This is a genomic window from Longibaculum muris, assembly GCF_004343035.1.
GTDB classification, from domain to species: Bacteria; Bacillota_I; Bacilli_A; order Erysipelotrichales; family Coprobacillaceae; genus Longibaculum; species Longibaculum muris.
The window spans coordinates 145,716-166,922 of sequence record NZ_SMCQ01000003.1; the positions used below are offsets into that span (position 1 = coordinate 145,716).

Below are 21,207 nucleotides of genomic sequence, written 5' to 3' on the forward strand. Positions count from 1 at the left end.
CTACCTACTTTCTTTATAATAAAGCTTCAAAATCTTCTCTAACACTTGGAACTTTTAATCCAACGATAACTTGGATATTTGTTTTTGTTGCTTTGATACCATGTGTACCAATTGATTTAAAATATGCATCTGATTTAACTAGAGTCTCATCTTTAACGTTAACACGTAAACGTGTTGCACAGTTTGTGACATCTACAATATTATCTTTTCCACCTAAGGCTTCTAAGATTTTTTCTGCTAAGCTTCCAGCACTTGTTGCTGCTGCTTGTTTTTCTTTGAAATCTGCTTTTGTATGGAAAGTGATTTCTTCTTCATCATCTTCACGACCTGGTGTCTTGAAGTCAAATTTAAGAATTAAGAATCTAAAGACAACGAAATAAATTCCTGTAAAGATTAATCCTACTGCTAATAATGTTAAATATGTTGGCCAGTGACTAGCCATTAATGGAATGTAGTTTAATGCTGACATTTCGATTAAACCACCTGATAAGACACCAACAACTCCACATAAGTAAGCGACTGTTGCAAGTGTTGCAGCTAAAACTGCATGAACAACGAATAATACTGGTGCGATAAATAAGAATGTAAATTCAATTGGTTCAGTAATACCACAAACAATTGCTGTTAAAGTAATTGGAATTAATAAACCTGCGATTTCTTTTTTCTTGCTATCTTTAGCTGTAAAGTAGAATGCTAAAGCGATACCTGGACAACCAAAGACTTTAGATAAACCTGTAAGTGTTGGCCAAGCGTAAGGTGCCATTGTTTTTAATGATTCACTGCTTGCAGCAAGTTGTGGTAAAGCATTTGCCCATGCTGAATAAACACCACCATTAATAACAGCTGAATCATAGAAGAATGGGAAATATAATAAGTGATGTAATCCAAATGGAATTAAGATACGTTCCATGAAGATAAAGATCCATACACCCATAGCTCCCGCATTAGAAATAAATCCTTGGAAAGCTCTCATACCACTTTGAACCATTGGCCATAACCAAGCTGATAAGAAAGCCACTGGAATTAAAGCGAAGAATCCCACAATAACAACGAATGATGAACCACTGAATGTTCCTAACCATTCTGGTAATTCAGTATCAAAATAACGATTGTGTAGGAAGATAACGATTCCTGAAATCATTAATGCTCCAATCATCCCCATATCTAATGTTTTGATACTAGCGATCATTGTTAGACCACTCACTCCTCCAACTTCAGCTGCGAAGTCAACTCCAAAGTTACCTCCCCATTGTGCTAAAATTGTGTTTAAGAAGTATTGGAATGTTAAGTAAAGAACTAACGCTTCCATACAACATCTGGCTTGTTGCTTTTTCGCTAAGCCAATAGGTAAACCAACAACGAATAATAATGGTAATTGATTAAAGACTGTCCAGCCACCTTGTAGGATGACATTCCAACATTGATACCAAAGACCATCAGGACTTGCAAGCCCACCCATGATTGCTTCAGTTGTAAACAATGTTCCAATTCCAATTGTAATCCCTGCGAATGCAAAGAGTAGAACTGGTGTAAACATTGCCCCACCGAATCTTTGAATTTTTTGCATCATAACTCTTTTTTTCCTCCCTTTTCTTGTCTGCACGTTTATAGTAAACCCTTTCAAAAACGTTTTCAATACTTCCACCCGACTTAGGGACAAGGGTGATTCTTCAATGATTTATCACATTTACCGTGATTTTTCACAATCAAAAAAGCATTGAATTTATCAACACTTTTTTAAATTCCTTAAAAGGACAATATTTTAAAAAGATAAATAAAAATATAAACCAAAAATTTTTCACACCATATTTTCTCACTTTTCCATCAAAACATCTTTTCCTAAAATTTCACATATTTACCAAAAAAACGATTGACAGTAATCGCTTTCAATGATAATATATTGCCTGTAAAAGTTGAAAGATAGTGTGTAACTGGTAATGCAGGCATTAACTATACAGAAATTATATATAAGGATTAGAGTTTCTTTATATATTCATTTTTGTATTGTTAATGTCTTTTTTTGATGAAAAAGCGCGCGTTCATCCATTGCCTACCAACTTTTAAGAAATCAAAGAAGGAGAAAATCAATGAATACGAACGGTAAAGGAATCTTGAAAAAAGGGATTATTTTAGGATTATCTTGTATGATGATTGGGTCATCAGTTACCATTACAAAAGCTCAACAAAAAACTAAAGATTTAACTGAGTTTGGTAATGTCTTAGATGTAACAGCTAATCCAAAAGAAGCAATTTATAGTGATTACAGCACAAATGAATTTAACAACTTTTCTGATATGGGTGCTTGGCATGGATATTATCTTCATAAAAAGGATGCTAAAAATTTATATGGAGGATTTGCTGGTCCTGTTATTATCGCTGAAGAATATCCTGTCAATTTATCTGATTCAATTAATAAAATTAATTTAAAACAAGTGATTAATGGTGAAACAACTGATATTGACTTAACAAAAGCTAAAGTTAATAGTGTTTATTATCCAGGAAGATTAGAACAAACTTATGATTTAGATCAATTAACATTAAAATTGAAATTAATCTTTGCAACAAACCGTACAGCTTTAATTGAAACTGAAATTGTTAATAAAACAGACAATGACTTAACTTTAAAGCTTTCTTGGGATGGTCATATTTATACTTATTATAATAGTGACACACAAAATAACCAAATGGGAACAACTTTATCTCAAGAAGATAATCATGTAAAAGTTAACTTTATTGAAAAAAGAAGTACTTGGAATTATATGACAACAGAGGAAAACTCATTTGATATTGTTTTAGATGATAAAAACATTACAACACAAGTTGCTGATGATGAGTTATCATATACAATAACAAAAAATAATGATGTTACAATCGCTAAAGGTAATAGTTATAAAACATATCAAACACAAAGTTTTACTTATACAAATAAAGAAAGAACAGATGAACAATTAAAAGTTCAAGACATCTTAAAAAGTCCTTCAAAACATTTCCAAGACAATAATACACGTTGGCAAGGATATGTTGATACAATTTTCAAAAATTCAACTGAAACAAATGTAAACTATCAAAAAGCTGCTGTTAAATCAATGGAAACATTGATGACAAACTGGTTCTCTGCTGCTGGTGCTATTAAACATGATGGTATTGTCCCTTCAATGTCATACAAATGGTTTATTGGTATGTGGGCATGGGATTCTTGGAAACAAGTTGTTGCTACTACACAATTTAACCCTGAATTAGCTAAAAATAACGTTCGTGCTTTATTCGACTATCAAATTACTAAAGATGACAAAGTACGTCCTCAAGATGCTGGTGCTATCATTGATTGTATCTTCTATAACCAAAATGAAGATCGTGGTGGAGACGGTGGAAACTGGAATGAACGTAACTCTAAACCTGCTTTAGCTGCATGGGCTGTAGAAAACGTTTATCGTCAAACTGGAGATAAAGAATTCTTAAAAGAAATGTATCCAAAATTAGTAGCTTATCATAACTGGTGGTATACTAACCGTGATATTGATAAAAACGGTATTGCTGAATATGGTGGAATGGTTCATGATGTATGCTATAACTGGACTGATTATGATTATGAAGTAGGTCAAGTTATTGAAGGTGTAGGAACTGTTGATGAAAATGGTTTTGTCTATGATAAAAATAATGAACGCGTTGTTTGTCCTGATGCTGGTGTAGAAGCTGCTGCATGGGAAAGTGGTATGGATAATGCGACTCGTTTTGACTTAGAAGGTAATGGTGAAGATGATATTGGTATTAAAATCTTTACTGTAAGAAATGATGCTAAAAAACCTGTTGGTTATGTTATTAATCAAGAATCTGTTGATTTAAATGCTTATTTATATGCTGAAAAAGGTTTCTTAAAAGAAATGGCTGAAGAATTAGGATATAATGATGATGCTAAAAAATATGAACAAGAAGCTAAAAAATTAGGTAATTACATCAATACACAAATGTATGATGAAGAAACTGGATTCTATTATGATGTTCAAACAAATGAAGATGGTTCTGTTAAAAAACTATTAGTTAATCGTGGTAAAGGTACTGAAGGATGGATTCCATTATGGGCAAAATGTGCAACTCAAGAACAAGCTGCTCAAGTTGTAAAAAATATGATGGATGCAGGTAAATTCAATACTTATGTTCCTTTCCCTACAGCATCAAAAGATAATGATAAATATAATCCAAGTACATATTGGCGTGGTCCTGTTTGGTTAGACCAAGCATTATATGCTGTTGAAGCTTTACAAAATTATGGATATAATGATGAAGCAAAAGAAACAACACTTAAATTATTTGATCATTGTAAAGGATTAGTTGGTACTGGACCAATCCATGAAAACTATAATCCTGAAACTGGTGAAGGTTTACATACACGTAACTTTAGCTGGAGTGCTTCAGCATTCTACTTATTATATCAAAATACATTAACTTCAACTCAAACAACTTCACAAAATGGACTAGCTATTCCTACTACATCTGTTGAAGTAAAAGTTAATAAAGAATTATTAGCTGATGCTATTAAAAAAGCTGAAGCATTAAGAGAAGCTGAATATACACAACAATCTTATCAAGGTCTTATTGTTGCATTAGACAATGGACGTAAAGTTTATAATGATGAAAATGCAACTCAAGAAGCTGTTGATTTAGCAACAAAACAATTAAATGAAGCTATGAAAGCACTTGTTAAAGTCAATCCAACAGTTGATGAAGAAAACAATGAGTCTACTCAACAAAAACCATCACAAAATCCTACAACTGAAGATTCAACAATGATTCTAGGATATACTTTATTATTAGGATTAGCAAGTGGTGCTGCTTTATTCATCAAAAGAAAGAAACAAGATTGTTAATAACAAATAAAAACAAGGTGGAAATTTGATATTTATTGTCGAACTTCTACCTTTTTCATTATTAATGATGATAGCATTGATTCTCATTGTATTCAATGTTAGTATAAAATAAAGAATTTCATTATTGGAGGGAAAAATGAAGAATCAAATTTTTGCCATATTACAACGTTTAGGAAAGAGTTTTATGTTACCTATTGCCATTTTACCTATTGCTGGCTTATTACTTGCCATTGGTACAACCTTTACAAATGAAGCCATGGTTTCTTCATTTCATTTAGAAAGTCTATTAGGACATCAAACAATTCTTAATGCATTATTCATTATTATGAAAAATGTTGGTGGAGCTATTTTTGCCAATTTACCACTTATCTTTGCCATTGGTGTTGCCTTAGGAATGGCAAAAAAGGAAAAAGGTGTTGCTGTTTTATCGGCCGTTATTGCTTTTATTGTCATGCATACAACAATTCATTCTATGCTTGTGATTGATGGTCAAATTCTTAATGACAATATTATTGCTACTCATGTAGTGAGTGGAACAATCACATCTGTTTGTGGTATTTATAGTTTGGAAATGGGTGTTTTTGGTGGGATTATTGTAGGTCTTGGTGTAAGTTATCTTCATAATCGTTTTTATAAGATGGAACTTCCTAGTACTCTATCTTTTTTTGGCGGAACACGTTTTGTTCCTATTATTTCAACATTAGTTTTTTTAGTTGTTGGGATTGCCATGTTTTATATTTGGCCAGTCGTTCAAAATGGGATTCTCTCTTTGGGACATCTGGTTGCTGATAGCGGTTATTTTGGAACTTTACTTTATGGAATTATTAAACGTTTATTAATTCCTTTTGGATTACATCATATCTTCTATCTCCCCTTTTGGCAAACGGGTCTTGGTGGATCTATGCTTGTCAATGGAACGATGGTTTATGGAGGACAAAATATCTTTTTTGCACAACTTGCTGATCCTCATATTGTTCATTTTAGTAGTGAAGCAACAAGATATTTTACAGGAGAATTTATTTTTATGATTTTTGGTTTACCAGGAGCTGCTTTAGCAATGTATCATTGTGCAAAACCTGAAAATAAAAAAACTGTAGGTGGACTTCTTTTATCGGCTGCTTTAACAAGTATTTTGACGGGAATAACGGAACCTATAGAATTTTCTTTCTTATTTGTTGCGCCAATTTTATTTGGAGTACAGGTTATCTTAGCAGGTAGTGCTTATATGATTGCACATATTTTTAATATTGCTGTTGGACTTACTTTTTCTGGTGGTTTTATTGATTTATTGATGTTTGGTATTCTTCAGGGAAATAGTAAAACAAGTTGGGTATTATTAATTCCGATTGGTATTGTTTACTTTTTTCTTTATTATATAAGTTTTAAATATTTTATTATGCATTATGATTTAAAGACACTTGGTCGTAGTGATGAACAACCATTAAAGCAAAATCATATAAAGCCTATTTTTGAAGAAAACAAAGAAGATCAACAGTATCGACTCATTGTTAAGGGATTAGGTGGACGTCAAAACTTTAATGATTTAGATTGTTGTGTAACTCGTTTAAGAGCTCATATTATTGTACCTGAAAAAATTAATGAAAGTTTACTTAAACAATCAGGAGCAGCAGGAGTTTTATTACGTGGTGATAGTATTCAAATTATTTATGGACCACATGCTTCTGTGATTAAATCTAAATTAGAAGATTATTTAGAAAGAACAACAGATGATGATTTCGTTGATGAAATTTCTCCAGTTTCAATAGAATCAGTTGAATTAAAGAATATTGTTGATGGTGAAGTTGTTGATATTAGTGAATCATGTGATAATATATTTGCTCAAAAAATGATGGGTGATGGGCTTATGATTAAACCACAGCATGGTCTAATTTGTTCTCCTTGTGATGCTGTAGTTTCAATGATTTTCCCAACTAAACATGCTATTGGTTTAAGATTAAACAATGGATGTGAGATTTTACTTCATTTTGGAGTGAATACGGTAAGTCTTAATGGTGAAGGTTTTGAATTATTAGTCAAACAAGATCAAACAATTGGTCTAGGTGAACCAATCTGGAATGCTGATCTTCATTACATTAGAGATCATGCTTTAAGTGAAAATATAATGTTAGTTGTAACAAAACTACCTAATGGTTTAAAATTAGAAAAGAACTATGGTATAATGAGTACACAAGAAACAATTTTACATATCACAAAATAATTTAAGGAGTGAATGAAATTGAAATATCAAATTATAAAAGTGCTAAATAATAATAGTATACTGGCTAAACAGGGAAATGATGAAGTTATTCTTTTAGCAAAAGGCATTGGCTTTCAAAAGAAAGTCAATGATATTTTTGAAGCACCAGCAAATACCAAAACATTTTTAATGGTAAAACAAGATGTAGATAAGAAAAAAACACAAGATATTTTAAAGAATGTAAATCCTATTTATATAGAAATTTCTTCAGAAATTATTAGATATGCCACTGAAAAATTTGATAAAGTAGATACGAAGATTTTACTTCCTTTAGCTGATCATATTGACTTTGCTATTCAAAGACTTAATGAAGGGATGACAATTACAAATCCATTTACAAAAGATATTCAGCTTTTATTTCCTGATGAATATGAAGTTGCTAAAAAAGGTAAAGAACTTATCCAAAAAATGACTGGACAAACAATTAATGATGATGAAATAGGTTATATAACTTTACATGTTCATTCTGCTATTTCAAAAGAACATGTTTATGAGTCAATGGAAGCTACACAAGTCATACATGAAAGTATTGATCAATTAAAAAAAGATTTAAAAATTGAAATTGATAGTAATTCTATTTCTTATATTCGACTTATGAATCATATAAAATTCCTATTTTTACGACTTCAAACTCATGAACAGTTACAAATGAATATCAGTGACTTTACCAAAGAAAGATTCCCTTTTGCATATCAACAAGCTGAAAATATCTGCTTAAAGTTATCAAAAGTTTTACATCAAGATATTCCTCACTCTGAGATAGGCTATCTTGCCTTACACCTAGAAAGAATATTATCTATAAGTCTCCAAAATGAAAATTAAAACGTTGAGCATCCTCAACGTTTTTTTCATATCTTTATGCTGAATAATCATCAATAAAATCACTCACATTTTTTCTTTTTCCAATAACAACCATTGTATCTTCACTAGTCATTTGATAATGTGGATCAATATCAGTTTTTGTATCTTTTAAATTATGAATAGCAACAATATTTAACCCATATTTTTCTCTGACTCTCATTTCAACAATAGATTTTCCAATCATTCCAGAAGTTGCATGAATCTCAATAATCTCTACATCTTTACCAATTGCAATATAATCAACTAAGTTCTTCCTTAAAATCTTTTCAGCAATTTTTAAAGCCATATCCCTTTCTGGATAAACAACTTGAGCTCCTAATTTTTCTAAGACCTCACCCTGTTCTTCGGTAGTTGCTTTAGCAATAACTTGAGGAACCCCTAAATTCATCAAATTCAAGGTTGTTAAGATACTTGTTTCAATCTTACTTCCTATACAAACAATAACAATATCACAATTAGAAATACCAACTTCTTCTAGAACTTCTTTTGTCATCTTTTTACATACATATGCATATTCACTATACTCTCTTAGTTCTTTAACTCTTTCCTCATCTTGATCAATCCCAATAATTTCTTTTCCTTCCTGAGCTAGCTTTTTAGCTAGTGGCATACCAAAACGTCCTAAACCAATAATTCCATAACAATGACTTTTTTTCATATTCTCTCACCTATCCTATCGTTATATCTTCTTCACTATAAACAGCTGTTTGTAACTCTTTATAAGTTCCAAGCGAAACAACTGTTAATGCCCCTAAACGACCAACATACATCGTTAATATAATAATCAATTTACCAATCACACTTAAATGTGGGGTAATTCCAGTTGATAATCCAACTGTACCAAATGCTGATGTTACCTCAAATAACAATTGCATAAAAGTAAAATGCGGTTCAGCAATACATAATAACAATGTGCTGATTAATACAACACATAATGATAAAATCGTTACAACAAAGGCTTGTTTAATAATACTTTCAGGTATCTTACGACGAAATGCAACACAATGCTCATGTTTCATGACACTTCTCATTTCACACCAAATAACAAACAATGTACTTGTTTTAATACCTCCACCAGTTGAACCCGGTGATGCTCCAATAAACATCAAAATTGCAAGTATAAATAATCCTGCCTGACTAAATGTTCCAAGAGGATAAGTAGAAAATCCTGCAGTTCTGGCTGATACACTTTGGAAAAAAGCGCCTAACCATGTCACATGATCTGTTAATTTCAATAAAACTGTTCCAACAACAATTAAAAATAAACTGACTGTAATAACAACTTTAGAATGAAGGGTTAATTTCTTAAAAGACTTTTTTTCTTTAACATCAATAATAACAAGAAACCCTATCCCACCAAAGATAATCAATCCACAAGTCACTAAATTTAATAAAACATTATTTTGATAAAGAATTAAATTCGTTAATCCACCTAAAATATCAAACCCTGAATTATTAAAAGCAGCAACAGAATGGAAAGCACTAATCCCTATCGCATCCCATACATCATAATCCTTAACAAAAACAATAAAACTTAATAAAGCACCCACTAACTCAAATAATAATGTAATCTTTAAAACATGTTTCACCAACCGAATCAATCCATGATAACTTCCTAGATTCCATGATTCTTTAATCAGTTTTCTGGCTTTTAATCCAACTCTTTTCCCAGCAGCAAGAATAAAAGCAACACCCACACAAGTAACACCAAGACCACCAATTTGAGTGAGCAAGGCAACAACTGTACGACCAAATACAGTAAAATGTTCAGCTGTATCAATAGCAATCAACCCGGTTACACAGACTGCACTTGTTGATGTAAACAAAGCATCTATAAAAGTAACTTTAGCCCCCTCACGAACAGAAATAGGTAACATCAGTATAATTGCTCCAATTAAAATAACACTCAAAAAACCTAAACAGATTAATCGAGGTGGAGATGAATGTTTAAAAAAATGATTGACTTTTTGTTTAACTGTTTTCATAATCATCGACCTTTCTACAAAAAAACAGACTCATCAAGGAGTCTGTTTTATAAGATATAATAAAAGTTATATAAAACTTATCTTGTTGAATAAATAAAGATTAAACTTTATGACAGACTCCACCACATATTCAACATATCATTTTATTAAGTTGTTAGTCATATTCTATGAACTCATAAACATAAATATTCATTATACTGCCACTTCCAAATCTTCATTTTGAGATTTTACCATTTTCATAGCAGCAACAGCTTCTTTAATTTTATAGAAACTTTCAGCAATATTTAAACCATGATCACCAATACGTTCAAAATCAGTTAATGTCTTAGTAAAGACAACACTATTTTCTGTCGTACATTCTTTTTTCTTTAATCTCTCTATTTGTCTTTTAGAGAACTCATAATGAGTTTTATCAATGTTATCTTCAATAACATCAACCTTATCAACAATACCTTTAAATTCATCATAATTTAAAATTCTTAATTCATCTAAAATATTAGTACATAAACTACTCATAATGCCAATTTCATCCATCGCTTCATGCGAGAAATGACGATTTTCTTCATAAAGATTCTTTGCTCTTAAAGCAATATTAACAGCATGATCTCCAACTCTTTCTAAATCAGCAGATACTTTTAAGAATAAACCAATTGTTTGAGATCCTTCTATTGGAAATTCAATTGAAAGAGCATTGGTTGTAAAATCAACAATATTTTTATTTAAGTAATTGATATAATCTTCATTCTTTTGTAATTTTTCAAATTTTTCTTCTTTAAAATCAATCATTAATTCAAATGACTTTCTCACATTATCAATTGCAACATTTAACATATTTTGAGTTTCATTAAATAATTGTGTATTAGCAATTGCACTTGTTCCAATATGATAATCATTTTCAAAAATACCAAAATCAAGATATTTTAAAGTCATCTTATCTTCTAATCCTTCTTTTTCAGGTAAAATGATATAAGCTAATTGTACCAATTGTTTTCCAAATGGTAATAACAAGATTGTCGTAACAACATTGAAAACTGTATGTACATTAGCAATCTGAGCAGGAATATTAGAAGGTGTTAATGATTGCATGATATGTGCAAATGGCGTTAACATACTTATTATAACAAATATGATTGTTCCAATAATATTAAATGACAAATGGATAATTGTTGTACGTTTTGCATTACGTCCTGTTCCAATTGAAGCTAACACCGCAGTAATACATGTTCCAATATTTTGACCAAATAAAACATATATAGCAGATGGTAAAGTAATCACACCACTCATTGCTAAAGCTTGTAAAATACCTACTGAAGCAGATGAACTTTGAATAATTGCAGTAAAGCCTGCTCCAACTAAAATACCAATCAATGGATTTTCAAAGTTAGAAACAATGCTGACAAATTCTGGTGAACTTCTTAATGGTGCCATTGCTGAGGACATCATTTCCATTCCCATAAACAAGATTCCTAGACCAGCAATAATTTCTCCAATTGCATCTAATTTTTTATTTTTTACAAAGGCAATTAAAGCAACTCCAATAAAAGCAATAACCGGTGCTAATGCTGTAATATCTAAGGCAATCAATTGACCAGTAATAGTTGTTCCAATATTGGCACCCATGATAACCCATACAGCATTTTCTAGCTTCATTAATCCAGCATTGACAAATCCAACAGTCATAACTGTTGTCGCTGAAGATGATTGGATTAAAGCTGTAATTAAAGCCCCAACACCAACACCTAAAAAACGATTGGTTGTTAGCTTTTCTAAGATACTTTTCATCTTATTTCCAGCTGCTAATTCTAATCCGTTTGACATCATTGTCATTCCATATAAGAATAATGCTAAGCCTCCTAATAAGGCAAATAAGTTTGTTAGTTCCATACCTTTCCTCCCATTAATACAAGGTAAACTTAACATATATCTAACCTAATGTAAACGGACTTAACATAATCTTAACATAGACTTTACACAATCTTGTAAATAATCAGTTGAAAGCTATAGAGTCCCAAGTGAGAGTGATGAAAGTAAAAAATATTGCATAACATTTAAGATCCCTGCAAGTATCATCACAAAGACTGGACTCATCTTAAACTTCATTAATAAAACCATACAAATGACAAATATCACGACCATTTGAATTTTTAAATTCTTCATAACAATTAAACCACTTTCACCAAAGAAAGCTGTCACTAATATCGAAACACCGGCTGAAGCAATCATCGCAACAACAGCAGGTCTTAAAGTTTTTAAAACACTTTGTAAAGAATCTAAATCACGATATTTCATATAGAAATAAGCAATGATTGTTACAATAATAATAGATGGCATAATACATCCTAATGTTGCAACAATCGCACCTGGCACCCCAGCAATTTTCTCACCTACAAAGGTTGCTGAATTAATTGCAATTGGTCCTGGTGTCATCTGTGATATAGTAATCAAATCAGTAAACTCACTCAATGATAACCAATGATGAAGATTGACAACTTGGTTTTGAATAAGCGGCATAGCAGCGTATCCACCACCAAAACTAAATAAACCAATTTGTAAAAAACTTATAAATAATTGAATATAGATCATTTTTCATCAACCTTCTTTCGCATAAATGTTTGTATTAAGCCAATTCCAATACAAACAAGAATCACATAAATAACATTGATATTGAAAAAATATGTCACAATAAAAGAAATGAGCATAATAATCACTAAAGTTATTTTTCTTTCTTTTAAAACCCCAGCTGCCATCTCAAAAACAACCGATGCTATGACAGCCCCTACACCTGATTGCATGCCTTCTAGCATTAAAGCTACAAAAATATTTTCTCTAAAGAAACTATAAAAAACCGAGATTATGGAAATGATAATAAACGGTGGTAAGATGGTTGCTGTCACACTGACAATAATCCCAATAATCCCAGCAAGTTTATAACCTACAACAATTGCTCCATTAACAGCAATAGCTCCTGGTGCAGATTGAGCAATTGCCACTAAATCCAACATCTCATTTTCGTCAATCCAATGATATTCACTAACAAATTTCTTTCTCATTAATGTCACAATGACATACCCGCCACCAAAAGTAAATGCACTCAGATAAAGCGTAGAAAGAAATAATTTTAATAATAAATTCTTTTTTTCTGACATCATTCTTCACCTCTCTATAATCATACTCTTATTTTAAGATAAAGGGAACTGATTCAACAAAACATATTTTTCACATGAAAACGACGCAGTTTATCTGCGTCATTATTCCAATGCTCCCTTTACTTTTTTCTTACTTACAATACGATCTTGTTTATTTGCCAAAGCTTTTATTCTACCCTTCAATAAAATTTTTCGTCCTTCTAAACTTCTTGTATAAATGGCTTGATATTTTCCAATATAGTTTCGCATATATTGTGCAAAAATTTCAGCATCTTCTTTACGTTTAGAAAAGATTTCTGGAATTACAAAATATCCATCCATCTGATTTTGTTTTATTGGTTGATAAAGAATATATCTTTGATTATCAATCGCATCAAAAAATTCATACACACACTTTGCAAATAAAGTCTTATCATGTCCTGTTCCACCAGCTAAATAAATCACATGATATACTCCAACAAGTTCGGTTTTCACAAGACATTGATAAGATTCTAATTGATTCGTTGCACGCAAGGCATTTAAAATACCATCACCACATATTTTTAATCTAGCAAGAGGATTTTTATACATAATCACTTTTTTTGATACCAAACCAATTCCGATTAAAAAGATTCCAAGGTATAATCCCATCATCAAAAAGACAAAAATATTTTGAACACCAGTTAAAGGAATAAAAACCATCATCAATACCATGCCTAAGAGACCACCAACAATTAAGATAATTAATTTTCTGATTGCATCATTTAAGATGACTGCTGTAATCATTTTCTCTTGAACTTGATTTTCATCAACAACCTCAATTTGATCATAAACAGCTAAAGAACGATCCCATCTTTGTTTCAATAAAGTTCGATCTTGAGAAAGTTTAAACATTTCTTTATTCGTGATTTTAATATTGTGTTTTGTTAAGGGATAACGAATTGCCGTTAAGCGTTCTATGCCATTTTCAATCACATCATTTTGATAATGCAGACCTAAAAAATGTTCCATACGTCGTGATAGAGTCTGAAAATCTTGACTTGCTTCTAAGCCTTGTATGCTTTTTGCCATTTGTGGATCTACACAAACCAAATGCCAAATATGACTGGTCTTTTGTGGATCTTTGATAAAAGTACGAATAGCCCTTCCTCGCATTTGATTACTTAACATAAACGAACCAACAAAACTTGCTAAGATTAACGTATTGACACATGGTGAATCCCAACCTTCTCCAAGTAATGATTTTGTTCCAATTAAGACTTGCATATATCCTTCTTCAAAGAGTTGACTCACAGCATCCACAATAAAATGTTGATCACCATGAATATTCACTTTGACATATTCATCAATACATCCAACACTATCAAATGATAACTGACTAGGATGATCAATCATTTGTGTCAATCTTTCTTTTGCATGTTTTGGTATAATAACCATTGTTCCACATAAAACACCTAATTTTATATCTTGATGTAAAGTTAAAGCTTCTCTCCTTAATAATTCAAAGAAAGGTAAAACACCTAAATTATGAACATCCATTGTTTCATTTCCAATAGCTTTTTCATATTCTTTACGAATATAGTCAGTTAAGATTAATAAACGTAAATTCTGTTTTAAACATCCATATTCATGAAAAACAATATCTTTGATACTTTCACACTTTCCAACTGATTTCACTAACATCTTTTCAATGGCTTGATTCATCTGTAATAAGACTTGATTTTTTTCTATAAAGCCTTGTGATTTTAATCTTTTTAATAATTGTTCTTGATATTCTTCACTTATTGCATATGAATCATGATCATCAAACAATAAACCTTGTAATAAGATTTCCATCCATTTTAAAGACATCTTCTCTAATTTTTGATAACCTAAAATCTCTTGATATTGTTTAGGATAACTTAAACCTTTTTCTTCTAAGAAAATAAGAACTGCTGAAAGATATTGAGGTTTATCTAATAATGTATCTAAATCTGGTTGTTGAAATAAACATGTATGGGTTTGTATTGTTTTTTGAAAAGTTATATCATTCATCAATTCTTCTAGAAGTTTATGGCTTTTATCTTCAAAGGCACGTATTTCTTTTGTTTCTTCACTTGTTGGATAATTGAAATATACATAATCTTGATGTGGACATAAACTTCCTTCTTTGACTAATTCAGGAACTGTAATTTCTTCGTCTATTTCACCACACATATCAATATAACGATTCCACATACCTATACTTGAATCATATGGTGGTGTTGCTGTTAAGGCAATGGTATAAGGAAAATGATTTTGTTTTTTTAAAGTTTCTAAAGCTTTCCACCATTCACTTCGTAAATGATGACATTCATCTAAACATAAAATACCAATATTAGCTTTCTTGATTTCATCAAGAAAATGATAATCATGATAATCAACTTCTTCTTGATGTTTATCAAATTCATTTTCATCTTCTTCAATAATTCCCTGATACTGACTCATTGCACTATGAATAGCTTGATATGTCGAAACCGTAATTAACTTTAAATCTTTTAAATCTTCAGATAAATATAAACTCGCATCAACACCCTCGTTTAAAAAAGCTTCTTTGATTCTTTCTATCCATTGTTGTCGAATGGTAATTGTAGGAACCAAAATAAGTGCTGGCTGATCAAGTCGTCTAATCAATTCAATTCCCAGTGTTGTTTTACCTGAACCAGGGGCTGCTACAATATGAATCTTTCCATCACTTTTATAATCTTCAAAACGATTTAAAACACGTTGTTGATAGTTTCGCCATGTTCCTTTAAATTTTAAAATATTTTGATACATAAGCAATCTCCTTTATTTTCTCTATCATAACATAATTGCTTTATTCAATGAATAGAAATTATTTTAAATACATTTAACACTAATCTCATTTTTATCAATAAAGTTAATTCTTTTCTGTTTATAGAAATAGAAAACATCTACCAAAAATTGGTAGATGTTCATGTATTATTTCAACTTAATATCAGCAAGTTCACTTGCTTTTCCAATATAAGAAGCTGGAGTCATATTAACAAGAGTTGCACGATCTTCATCAGATAAGATATCTAAACTTTCCGCAAATTTTAAGATATCTTCTTTAGAAATACTCTTTCCTCTTGTGAGAGCTTTTAATGTATCATAAGCATCAGGGACACCATATTTTCTTAACATTGTTTGAATTGGTTCAGCTAAGACTTCCCATTTTTCATTTAAATCAGAAGCTAATTTATCAACATTAACAACACATTTTGCTAAACCATTCATTGTTTCATTAATTGCTTGTAATGAATATCCAACTGCAAGTCCTAAATTTCTTTGTGAAGATGAATCTGATAAATCTCTTTGCATACGAGATTTAGGAAGTTTATTTGATAATGCAACACAGATATTGTTAGACATATCAATATTAGCTTCACTATTTTCAAAACGAATTGGATTGACTTTATGAGGCATTGTACTACTTCCAACTTCACCTTTGACAGGAATTTGTTTGAAATATTCCATTGAAATGTATAACCACATATCAACATCAAAATCAACCAAGACATTGTTGAAATGACGAATACCATCTAGGATATGACAAGTATAGTCATGGCTTTCAATTTGTGTTGTCAATGGATTGAAAGCTAATCCTAAATAATCTTCAACAAATTTCTTTGCATATGTAGGCCAATCAATATTAGGGAAAGCCGTTAAAATTGCACTATAGTTTCCTGTTGCACCATTGAATTTTGCTTTAATTTGAATATTTTCAATGTTTTCAATACTAGACATGAAACGATAAGCATAAACTTTAAATTCTTTACCAATTGTTGTTGGTGTTGCTGGTTGTCCATGAGTATGAGCTAACATTGCATCATCTTTATGATTCTCAGCCCATTGATTAATAATATCAGCAAATTCTTTTGCTTTAGGTAACCATACATCTTTTAAACCATATTTTAACATACATGCATAAGATGTATTGTTAATATCTTCAGAAGTACATCCAATATGAACAAAGCTAATTAAATAATCATAACCCATTTCTTTTAATGTATTGCCAATGAAATATTCAACAGCTTTTACATCATGACGTGTTGTTGCTTCAATTTCTTTAATTTTTGCAAATGAATCATAATTGAAATCTTTAGAAATAGATTCAATTTTATCCATTTCAGCTTTATTGAATTTTGCTAAAATATCACTTTCAACATTTTCAATTAAGAACTTTAACCATTGAATTTCAACAAAAACTCTATATTTCACTAAAGCATATTCAGAAAAATATTCACCTAAAGCATCTTTGATACCTGAATAACGTCCATCTAATGGACAAAGTGTCATACTTTCAAATTCTTGATTTTCCATTTATTTACCACCTTTAAAATATTTTACACCAGCTTCAAATAATTTTTGATCCATTTCACCATAAATATTTTTATTTCTATTTTCACCTTGACGTTCACTATGAGCCATCTTACCTAAGACACGACCATCAGCAGATAAGATCCCTTCAATTGCCATCATTGATCCATTAGGATTATATGGTGATTCCATCGTTGGTTGTCCTTTATCATCAACATATTGTGTAAAGACTTGACCATTTTCAAATAATTTTTCAATGACTTCTTTAGGAGCAACGAAACGTCCTTCACCATGACTAATAGGGACTGTATGGATATCTCCTACATTGACACCTGTTAACCAAGGTGATTTAACTGAAGCAATTCTTGTATCAACCATTTGTGATAAGTGACGTCCAATCGTATTGAATGTTAATGTTGGATCATCTTTATCCATTGTCTTAATATGTCCATAAGGAAGTAATCCTAATTTCACTAAAGCTTGGAATCCATTACAAATACCAATCATTAAACCTTCACGGTTATCTAATAAATCACTGATTGCATCTTTTAATTTTGGATTTCTTAAAACAGTCGCAATAAATTTACCTGAACCTTCTGGTTCATCACCAGCAGAGAAACCACCTGGTAACATCACAATTTGAGCACTTCTAATAGCTGCTTCTAATTCATCAACTGACTTTTTAATATCAGCTTCTGTTTTATTTCTAATTAAAACAAGTTGAACAGTTGCGCCAGCTTTTTCAAAAGCATGTTTAGAATCATATTCACAGTTTGTTCCTGGGAATACAGGAATAACAACTTTGACTTCATCATAAACACGAGAAGCATGTAATAATCCTCTTTCTTGGCAATCTTTAACAATCATATCAGTTGTTGGAGCTTTTTCTGTTGTTGGATAAACGTCATCTAAAACAGATGCATAAACACTGTATGCTTCATCTAATGATAAAGTTTCACCTTGATAAGAAACACTATTTTCATTGTTTGTATGACCAATGATTCTTGTATTTTCAAAAGTCACAACATCATCATTTTCAACTTCTAAGATGATATTTCCATAGTTTTTATCAATCATTGATGCAAGTGTTAATTCACTATTCAATTCAACTCCAATTGCATTACCAAAAGCCATCTTATAAACAGCTTCAAGAACGCCACCATCTTTGACTGTATAAGCACTATAAACTTTTCCATCTCTCATTAATGCCATAACTGCATCATATTGTGCTTTTAAAGCATCAAAATCATAAACATGGAATTGATCTTTTGGTAACATCACTTCAACCAATGTATGACCTTCTGCTTTTAATTCAGGTGTCATAACATCTTTCACATCTGCTCCAGTAATAGCAAATGAAACAAGAGTTGGTGGAACATCTAAATCTTCAAATGTTCCTGACATTGAATCTTTACCACCAATAGATGGTAATTTCATTTCAGATTGAACACGATATGCTCCTAATAATGCAGCAAATGGTTTTCCCCATTTTGTTGGAACATCTAATAATTTTTCAAAATATTCTTGGAATGAGAAACGAATTGTATGATAATCTCCACCCATTGCAACAATCTTTGCAATAGATTCTACAATGGCATACATAGCTCCATGATATGGAGACCATTTAGCAATCTCTGGATTATATCCATAACTCATTAATGAACATGTTGTTGTTTCTTTTCCTAATACAGGAATTAAAGCAGCCATACCTTCTGTTTCAGTTCTTAAAGTCTTTCCACCAAATGGTGATAAAACTGTTCCATTTCCAATTGATGAGTCAAATCTTTCAACTAAACCTTTTTGACCACAAACAGATAAACGACTTAAAACTTCTTTTGAAGTTTCTTTAAAAGTTGGTTTTGCTTCTTTTTCAAATGGTGTGTTATCAAAATCAGGTAATTTCACTTCAATCTTTTGATAACGAGAAGCCCCATTCTTATCTAAGAAAGCTCTGTCAATATCAACAATAGTTTGACCCATATAACGCATTGTTAAACGGTTATTATCAGTGACTGTCGCAACTCTAACAACTTCCAAGTTTTCATCATAACATGCTTGTTTAATCATTTCTTCATCTTTTGCATCAATAACGATAGCCATACGTTCTTGTGATTCAGAAATAGCAAGTTCTGTTCCTGTTAAACCTTCATATTTCTTTAACACAGCATCTAAATTAATATCTAAACCTGGGGCAAGTTCACCAACAGCAACGCAGACACCACCTGCTCCAAAGTCATTACAACGAATGATTTTTTCAGAAACAGCTTTGTTTCTAAATAATCTTTGAATTTTTCTTTCTTCAACTGGATTTCCTTTTTGAACTTCAGCACCAGCTGTCGTTGTGGTTTTTAATTCATGTTTCTTAGAAGAACCTGTTGCTCCACCAATTCCATCACGACCAGTTCTCCCACCAATTAATAAGACAATATGATCTTTTAATGGTTCTAAACGTTTTACTTGATCTTTTGGCGCAGCTGCTACAACAGCACCAAGTTCCATACGTTTTGCAACAAATCCATCATCATAAATTTCATGAACAAAACCAGTTGTTAAACCAATTTGGTTTCCATAACTTGAGAATCCATGTGCAGCCTCTTGACAAATTTTTCTTTGTGGAAGTTTTCCTGCCATTGTTTCATCAAGTGATTTTCTAGGATCACCAGCACCAGTAATACGCATTGATTGATAAACATAAGCACGTCCTGATAATGGGTCACGGATTGCTCCACCTAAACAAGTGGCAGCTCCACCAAATGGTTCAATTTCAGTTGGATGGTTATGTGTTTCGTTTTTAAACATTAATAACCAATCTTCATCACCTTCACTTGTATGAATCTTTAATTCAACTGAACAAGCATTGATTTCTTCAGAGACTTCTAAGTCATCTAAGTAACCTGTTTTTCTAAGTTCTTTCATAGAAATTGTTGCTAAGTCCATTAAAGTTAATGGACGTTTTGTATCAATTCCATAAACAAGATGTCTTGATGTTTTATAATCTTCTACATCTTTTTCTAAGATTTCTTGAAAAGCTCCTGATTCAATATCTAAATCTGTGATAATTGTTGCAAATGTTGTATGACGACAATGATCAGACCAATATGTATCTAAAACTTTTAATTCTGTTTCTGTAGGATCTCTTTTTTCTTCATTTTTATAATAATCTTGAGTCACTTTTAAATCATCAAAGTTCATTGCCATTCCATTATCTTGAATATATTGTTTTAATGCATCATCACTAAAATCAATAAATCCTTCAATCACCGGAACTGGATCAATATGCACTTGACCATCACTTAAATCATCAACTTTATCTAAAGATGCTAATCTTTGATCAACTGGATTGATTAAATATTTTTGAATACGGGCAACATCTTCATCACTTAATTCACCCATTAAAACAATTAATTTTGCACATTTAACTTTGACATTCTTTTCACCAGTTAATAATTGAAAACATTGTTCACAAGCATCAGCTCTTTGATCATATTGTCCAGGTAAGAACTCAATCGCAAAAACTTTTGCCCCAACACTTGCTGGATAATCTTCAAAATAAACATCATCCACCATTGGTTCACTTAAGATAGTTGGAACCCCTTGATTTAAAACATCTTCACTTACACCTTGAACATCATAACGATTCACAATACTCAAAGATGTAATACTATCAATCTTTAATTGTGTTTTTAAGTCATTAAGCAAATCATTAGCTTCTACTGCATAATCTTTTCTTTTTTCTACATATATACGATAGACTTTACTCATCTTTTCACCTC

The 21,207-nt window shown here is 31.3% G+C and carries 12 protein-coding genes; 3 read left to right on the top strand and 9 right to left on the bottom strand.

The features are described from left to right. Nucleotides 1–13: 13 nt before the first annotated feature. The gene (locus EDD60_RS04050; RefSeq protein WP_066449097.1) at nucleotides 14–1,570 is read right to left on the bottom strand and encodes an alpha-glucoside-specific PTS transporter subunit IIBC; all 1,557 of its coding nucleotides are present in this window, start codon (nucleotides 1,568–1,570) and stop codon (nucleotides 14–16) included. Between the two features lie 517 nt (nucleotides 1,571–2,087). Here EDD60_RS04050 and ygjK point away from each other — a divergent pair. The 3 genes from ygjK (at nucleotide 2,088) to EDD60_RS04065 (ending at nucleotide 7,944) form a co-directional block, all read left to right on the top strand. Next, nucleotides 2,088–4,865 carry an alpha-glucosidase gene (ygjK, locus tag EDD60_RS04055; RefSeq protein ID WP_066449099.1) on the top strand — a complete coding sequence of 926 codons (2,778 nt, stop codon included), beginning with the start codon at nucleotides 2,088–2,090 and terminating at the stop codon, nucleotides 4,863–4,865. 136 nt (nucleotides 4,866–5,001) lie between these two features. Continuing rightward, nucleotides 5,002–7,083, top strand: coding sequence for a PTS transporter subunit IIABC (locus EDD60_RS04060; protein WP_082787413.1), 2,082 nt, complete (start codon nucleotides 5,002–5,004; stop codon nucleotides 7,081–7,083). A gap of 18 nt (nucleotides 7,084–7,101) precedes the next feature. Beyond that, nucleotides 7,102–7,944 carry a PRD domain-containing protein gene (locus tag EDD60_RS04065; RefSeq protein ID WP_243646629.1) on the top strand — a complete coding sequence of 281 codons (843 nt, stop codon included), beginning with the start codon at nucleotides 7,102–7,104 and terminating at the stop codon, nucleotides 7,942–7,944. A gap of 34 nt (nucleotides 7,945–7,978) precedes the next feature. On the opposite strand, the gene EDD60_RS04070 is transcribed toward EDD60_RS04065, so the two are convergent. From EDD60_RS04070 to EDD60_RS04105, 8 genes are all read right to left on the bottom strand, one after another. After that, nucleotides 7,979–8,641, bottom strand: a complete 663-nt coding sequence (locus tag EDD60_RS04070) for a potassium channel family protein (protein ID WP_066449105.1) — start codon at nucleotides 8,639–8,641, stop codon at nucleotides 7,979–7,981. A 10-nt stretch (nucleotides 8,642–8,651) separates the two neighbouring features. Next, a complete protein-coding gene (locus EDD60_RS04075; RefSeq protein WP_132226227.1) occupies nucleotides 8,652–9,968 on the bottom strand; it encodes a TrkH family potassium uptake protein in 1,317 nt (438 codons plus the stop codon). Nucleotides 9,969–10,160: 192 nt separating this feature from the next. Next, nucleotides 10,161–11,852 (bottom strand): Na/Pi cotransporter family protein, encoded by a 1,692-nt coding sequence (locus EDD60_RS04080; RefSeq protein WP_066449111.1) that lies wholly within the window; start codon nucleotides 11,850–11,852, stop codon nucleotides 10,161–10,163. Between the two features lie 114 nt (nucleotides 11,853–11,966). Further along, nucleotides 11,967–12,551 (bottom strand): chromate transporter, encoded by a 585-nt coding sequence (locus EDD60_RS04085; RefSeq protein ID WP_066449117.1) that lies wholly within the window; start codon nucleotides 12,549–12,551, stop codon nucleotides 11,967–11,969. After that, entirely contained in the window at nucleotides 12,548–13,114 is a 567-nt protein-coding gene (locus EDD60_RS04090) for a chromate transporter (protein WP_066449119.1), read from the bottom strand. The genes EDD60_RS04085 and EDD60_RS04090 overlap by 4 nt, the downstream gene beginning before the upstream one ends. A gap of 102 nt (nucleotides 13,115–13,216) precedes the next feature. After that, the gene (locus tag EDD60_RS04095; protein WP_066449122.1) at nucleotides 13,217–15,889 is read right to left on the bottom strand and encodes a DEAD/DEAH box helicase family protein; all 2,673 of its coding nucleotides are present in this window, start codon (nucleotides 15,887–15,889) and stop codon (nucleotides 13,217–13,219) included. A gap of 165 nt (nucleotides 15,890–16,054) precedes the next feature. Continuing rightward, nucleotides 16,055–17,437 carry an adenylosuccinate lyase gene (gene purB / locus EDD60_RS04100; protein ID WP_066449124.1) on the bottom strand — a complete coding sequence of 461 codons (1,383 nt, stop codon included), beginning with the start codon at nucleotides 17,435–17,437 and terminating at the stop codon, nucleotides 16,055–16,057. Beyond that, nucleotides 17,438–21,196, bottom strand: a complete 3,759-nt coding sequence (locus EDD60_RS04105) for a phosphoribosylformylglycinamidine synthase (protein WP_066449126.1) — start codon at nucleotides 21,194–21,196, stop codon at nucleotides 17,438–17,440. Nucleotides 21,197–21,207: the final 11 nt, after the last annotated feature.

What these genes read in the sequence shown, in the direction of transcription:
- EDD60_RS04050 (WP_066449097.1), bottom strand. Translation starts at nt 1,570, where the DNA reads ATGATGCAAAAAATTCAAAGATTCGGTGGGGCAATGTTTACACCAGTT.
- EDD60_RS04075 (WP_132226227.1), bottom strand. Translation starts at nt 9,968, where the DNA reads ATGAAAACAGTTAAACAAAAAGTCAATCATTTTTTTAAACATTCATCT.
- EDD60_RS04070 (WP_066449105.1), bottom strand. Translation starts at nt 8,641, where the DNA reads ATGAAAAAAAGTCATTGTTATGGAATTATTGGTTTAGGACGTTTTGGT.
- purB (WP_066449124.1), bottom strand. Translation starts at nt 17,437, where the DNA reads ATGGAAAATCAAGAATTTGAAAGTATGACACTTTGTCCATTAGATGGA.
- ygjK (WP_066449099.1), top strand. Translation starts at nt 2,088, where the DNA reads ATGAATACGAACGGTAAAGGAATCTTGAAAAAAGGGATTATTTTAGGA.
- EDD60_RS04080 (WP_066449111.1), bottom strand. Translation starts at nt 11,852, where the DNA reads ATGGAACTAACAAACTTATTTGCCTTATTAGGAGGCTTAGCATTATTC.
- EDD60_RS04095 (WP_066449122.1), bottom strand. Translation starts at nt 15,889, where the DNA reads ATGTATCAAAATATTTTAAAATTTAAAGGAACATGGCGAAACTATCAA.
- EDD60_RS04085 (WP_066449117.1), bottom strand. Translation starts at nt 12,551, where the DNA reads ATGATCTATATTCAATTATTTATAAGTTTTTTACAAATTGGTTTATTT.
- EDD60_RS04105 (WP_066449126.1), bottom strand. Translation starts at nt 21,196, where the DNA reads ATGAGTAAAGTCTATCGTATATATGTAGAAAAAAGAAAAGATTATGCA.
- EDD60_RS04090 (WP_066449119.1), bottom strand. Translation starts at nt 13,114, where the DNA reads ATGTCAGAAAAAAAGAATTTATTATTAAAATTATTTCTTTCTACGCTT.
- EDD60_RS04060 (WP_082787413.1), top strand. Translation starts at nt 5,002, where the DNA reads ATGAAGAATCAAATTTTTGCCATATTACAACGTTTAGGAAAGAGTTTT.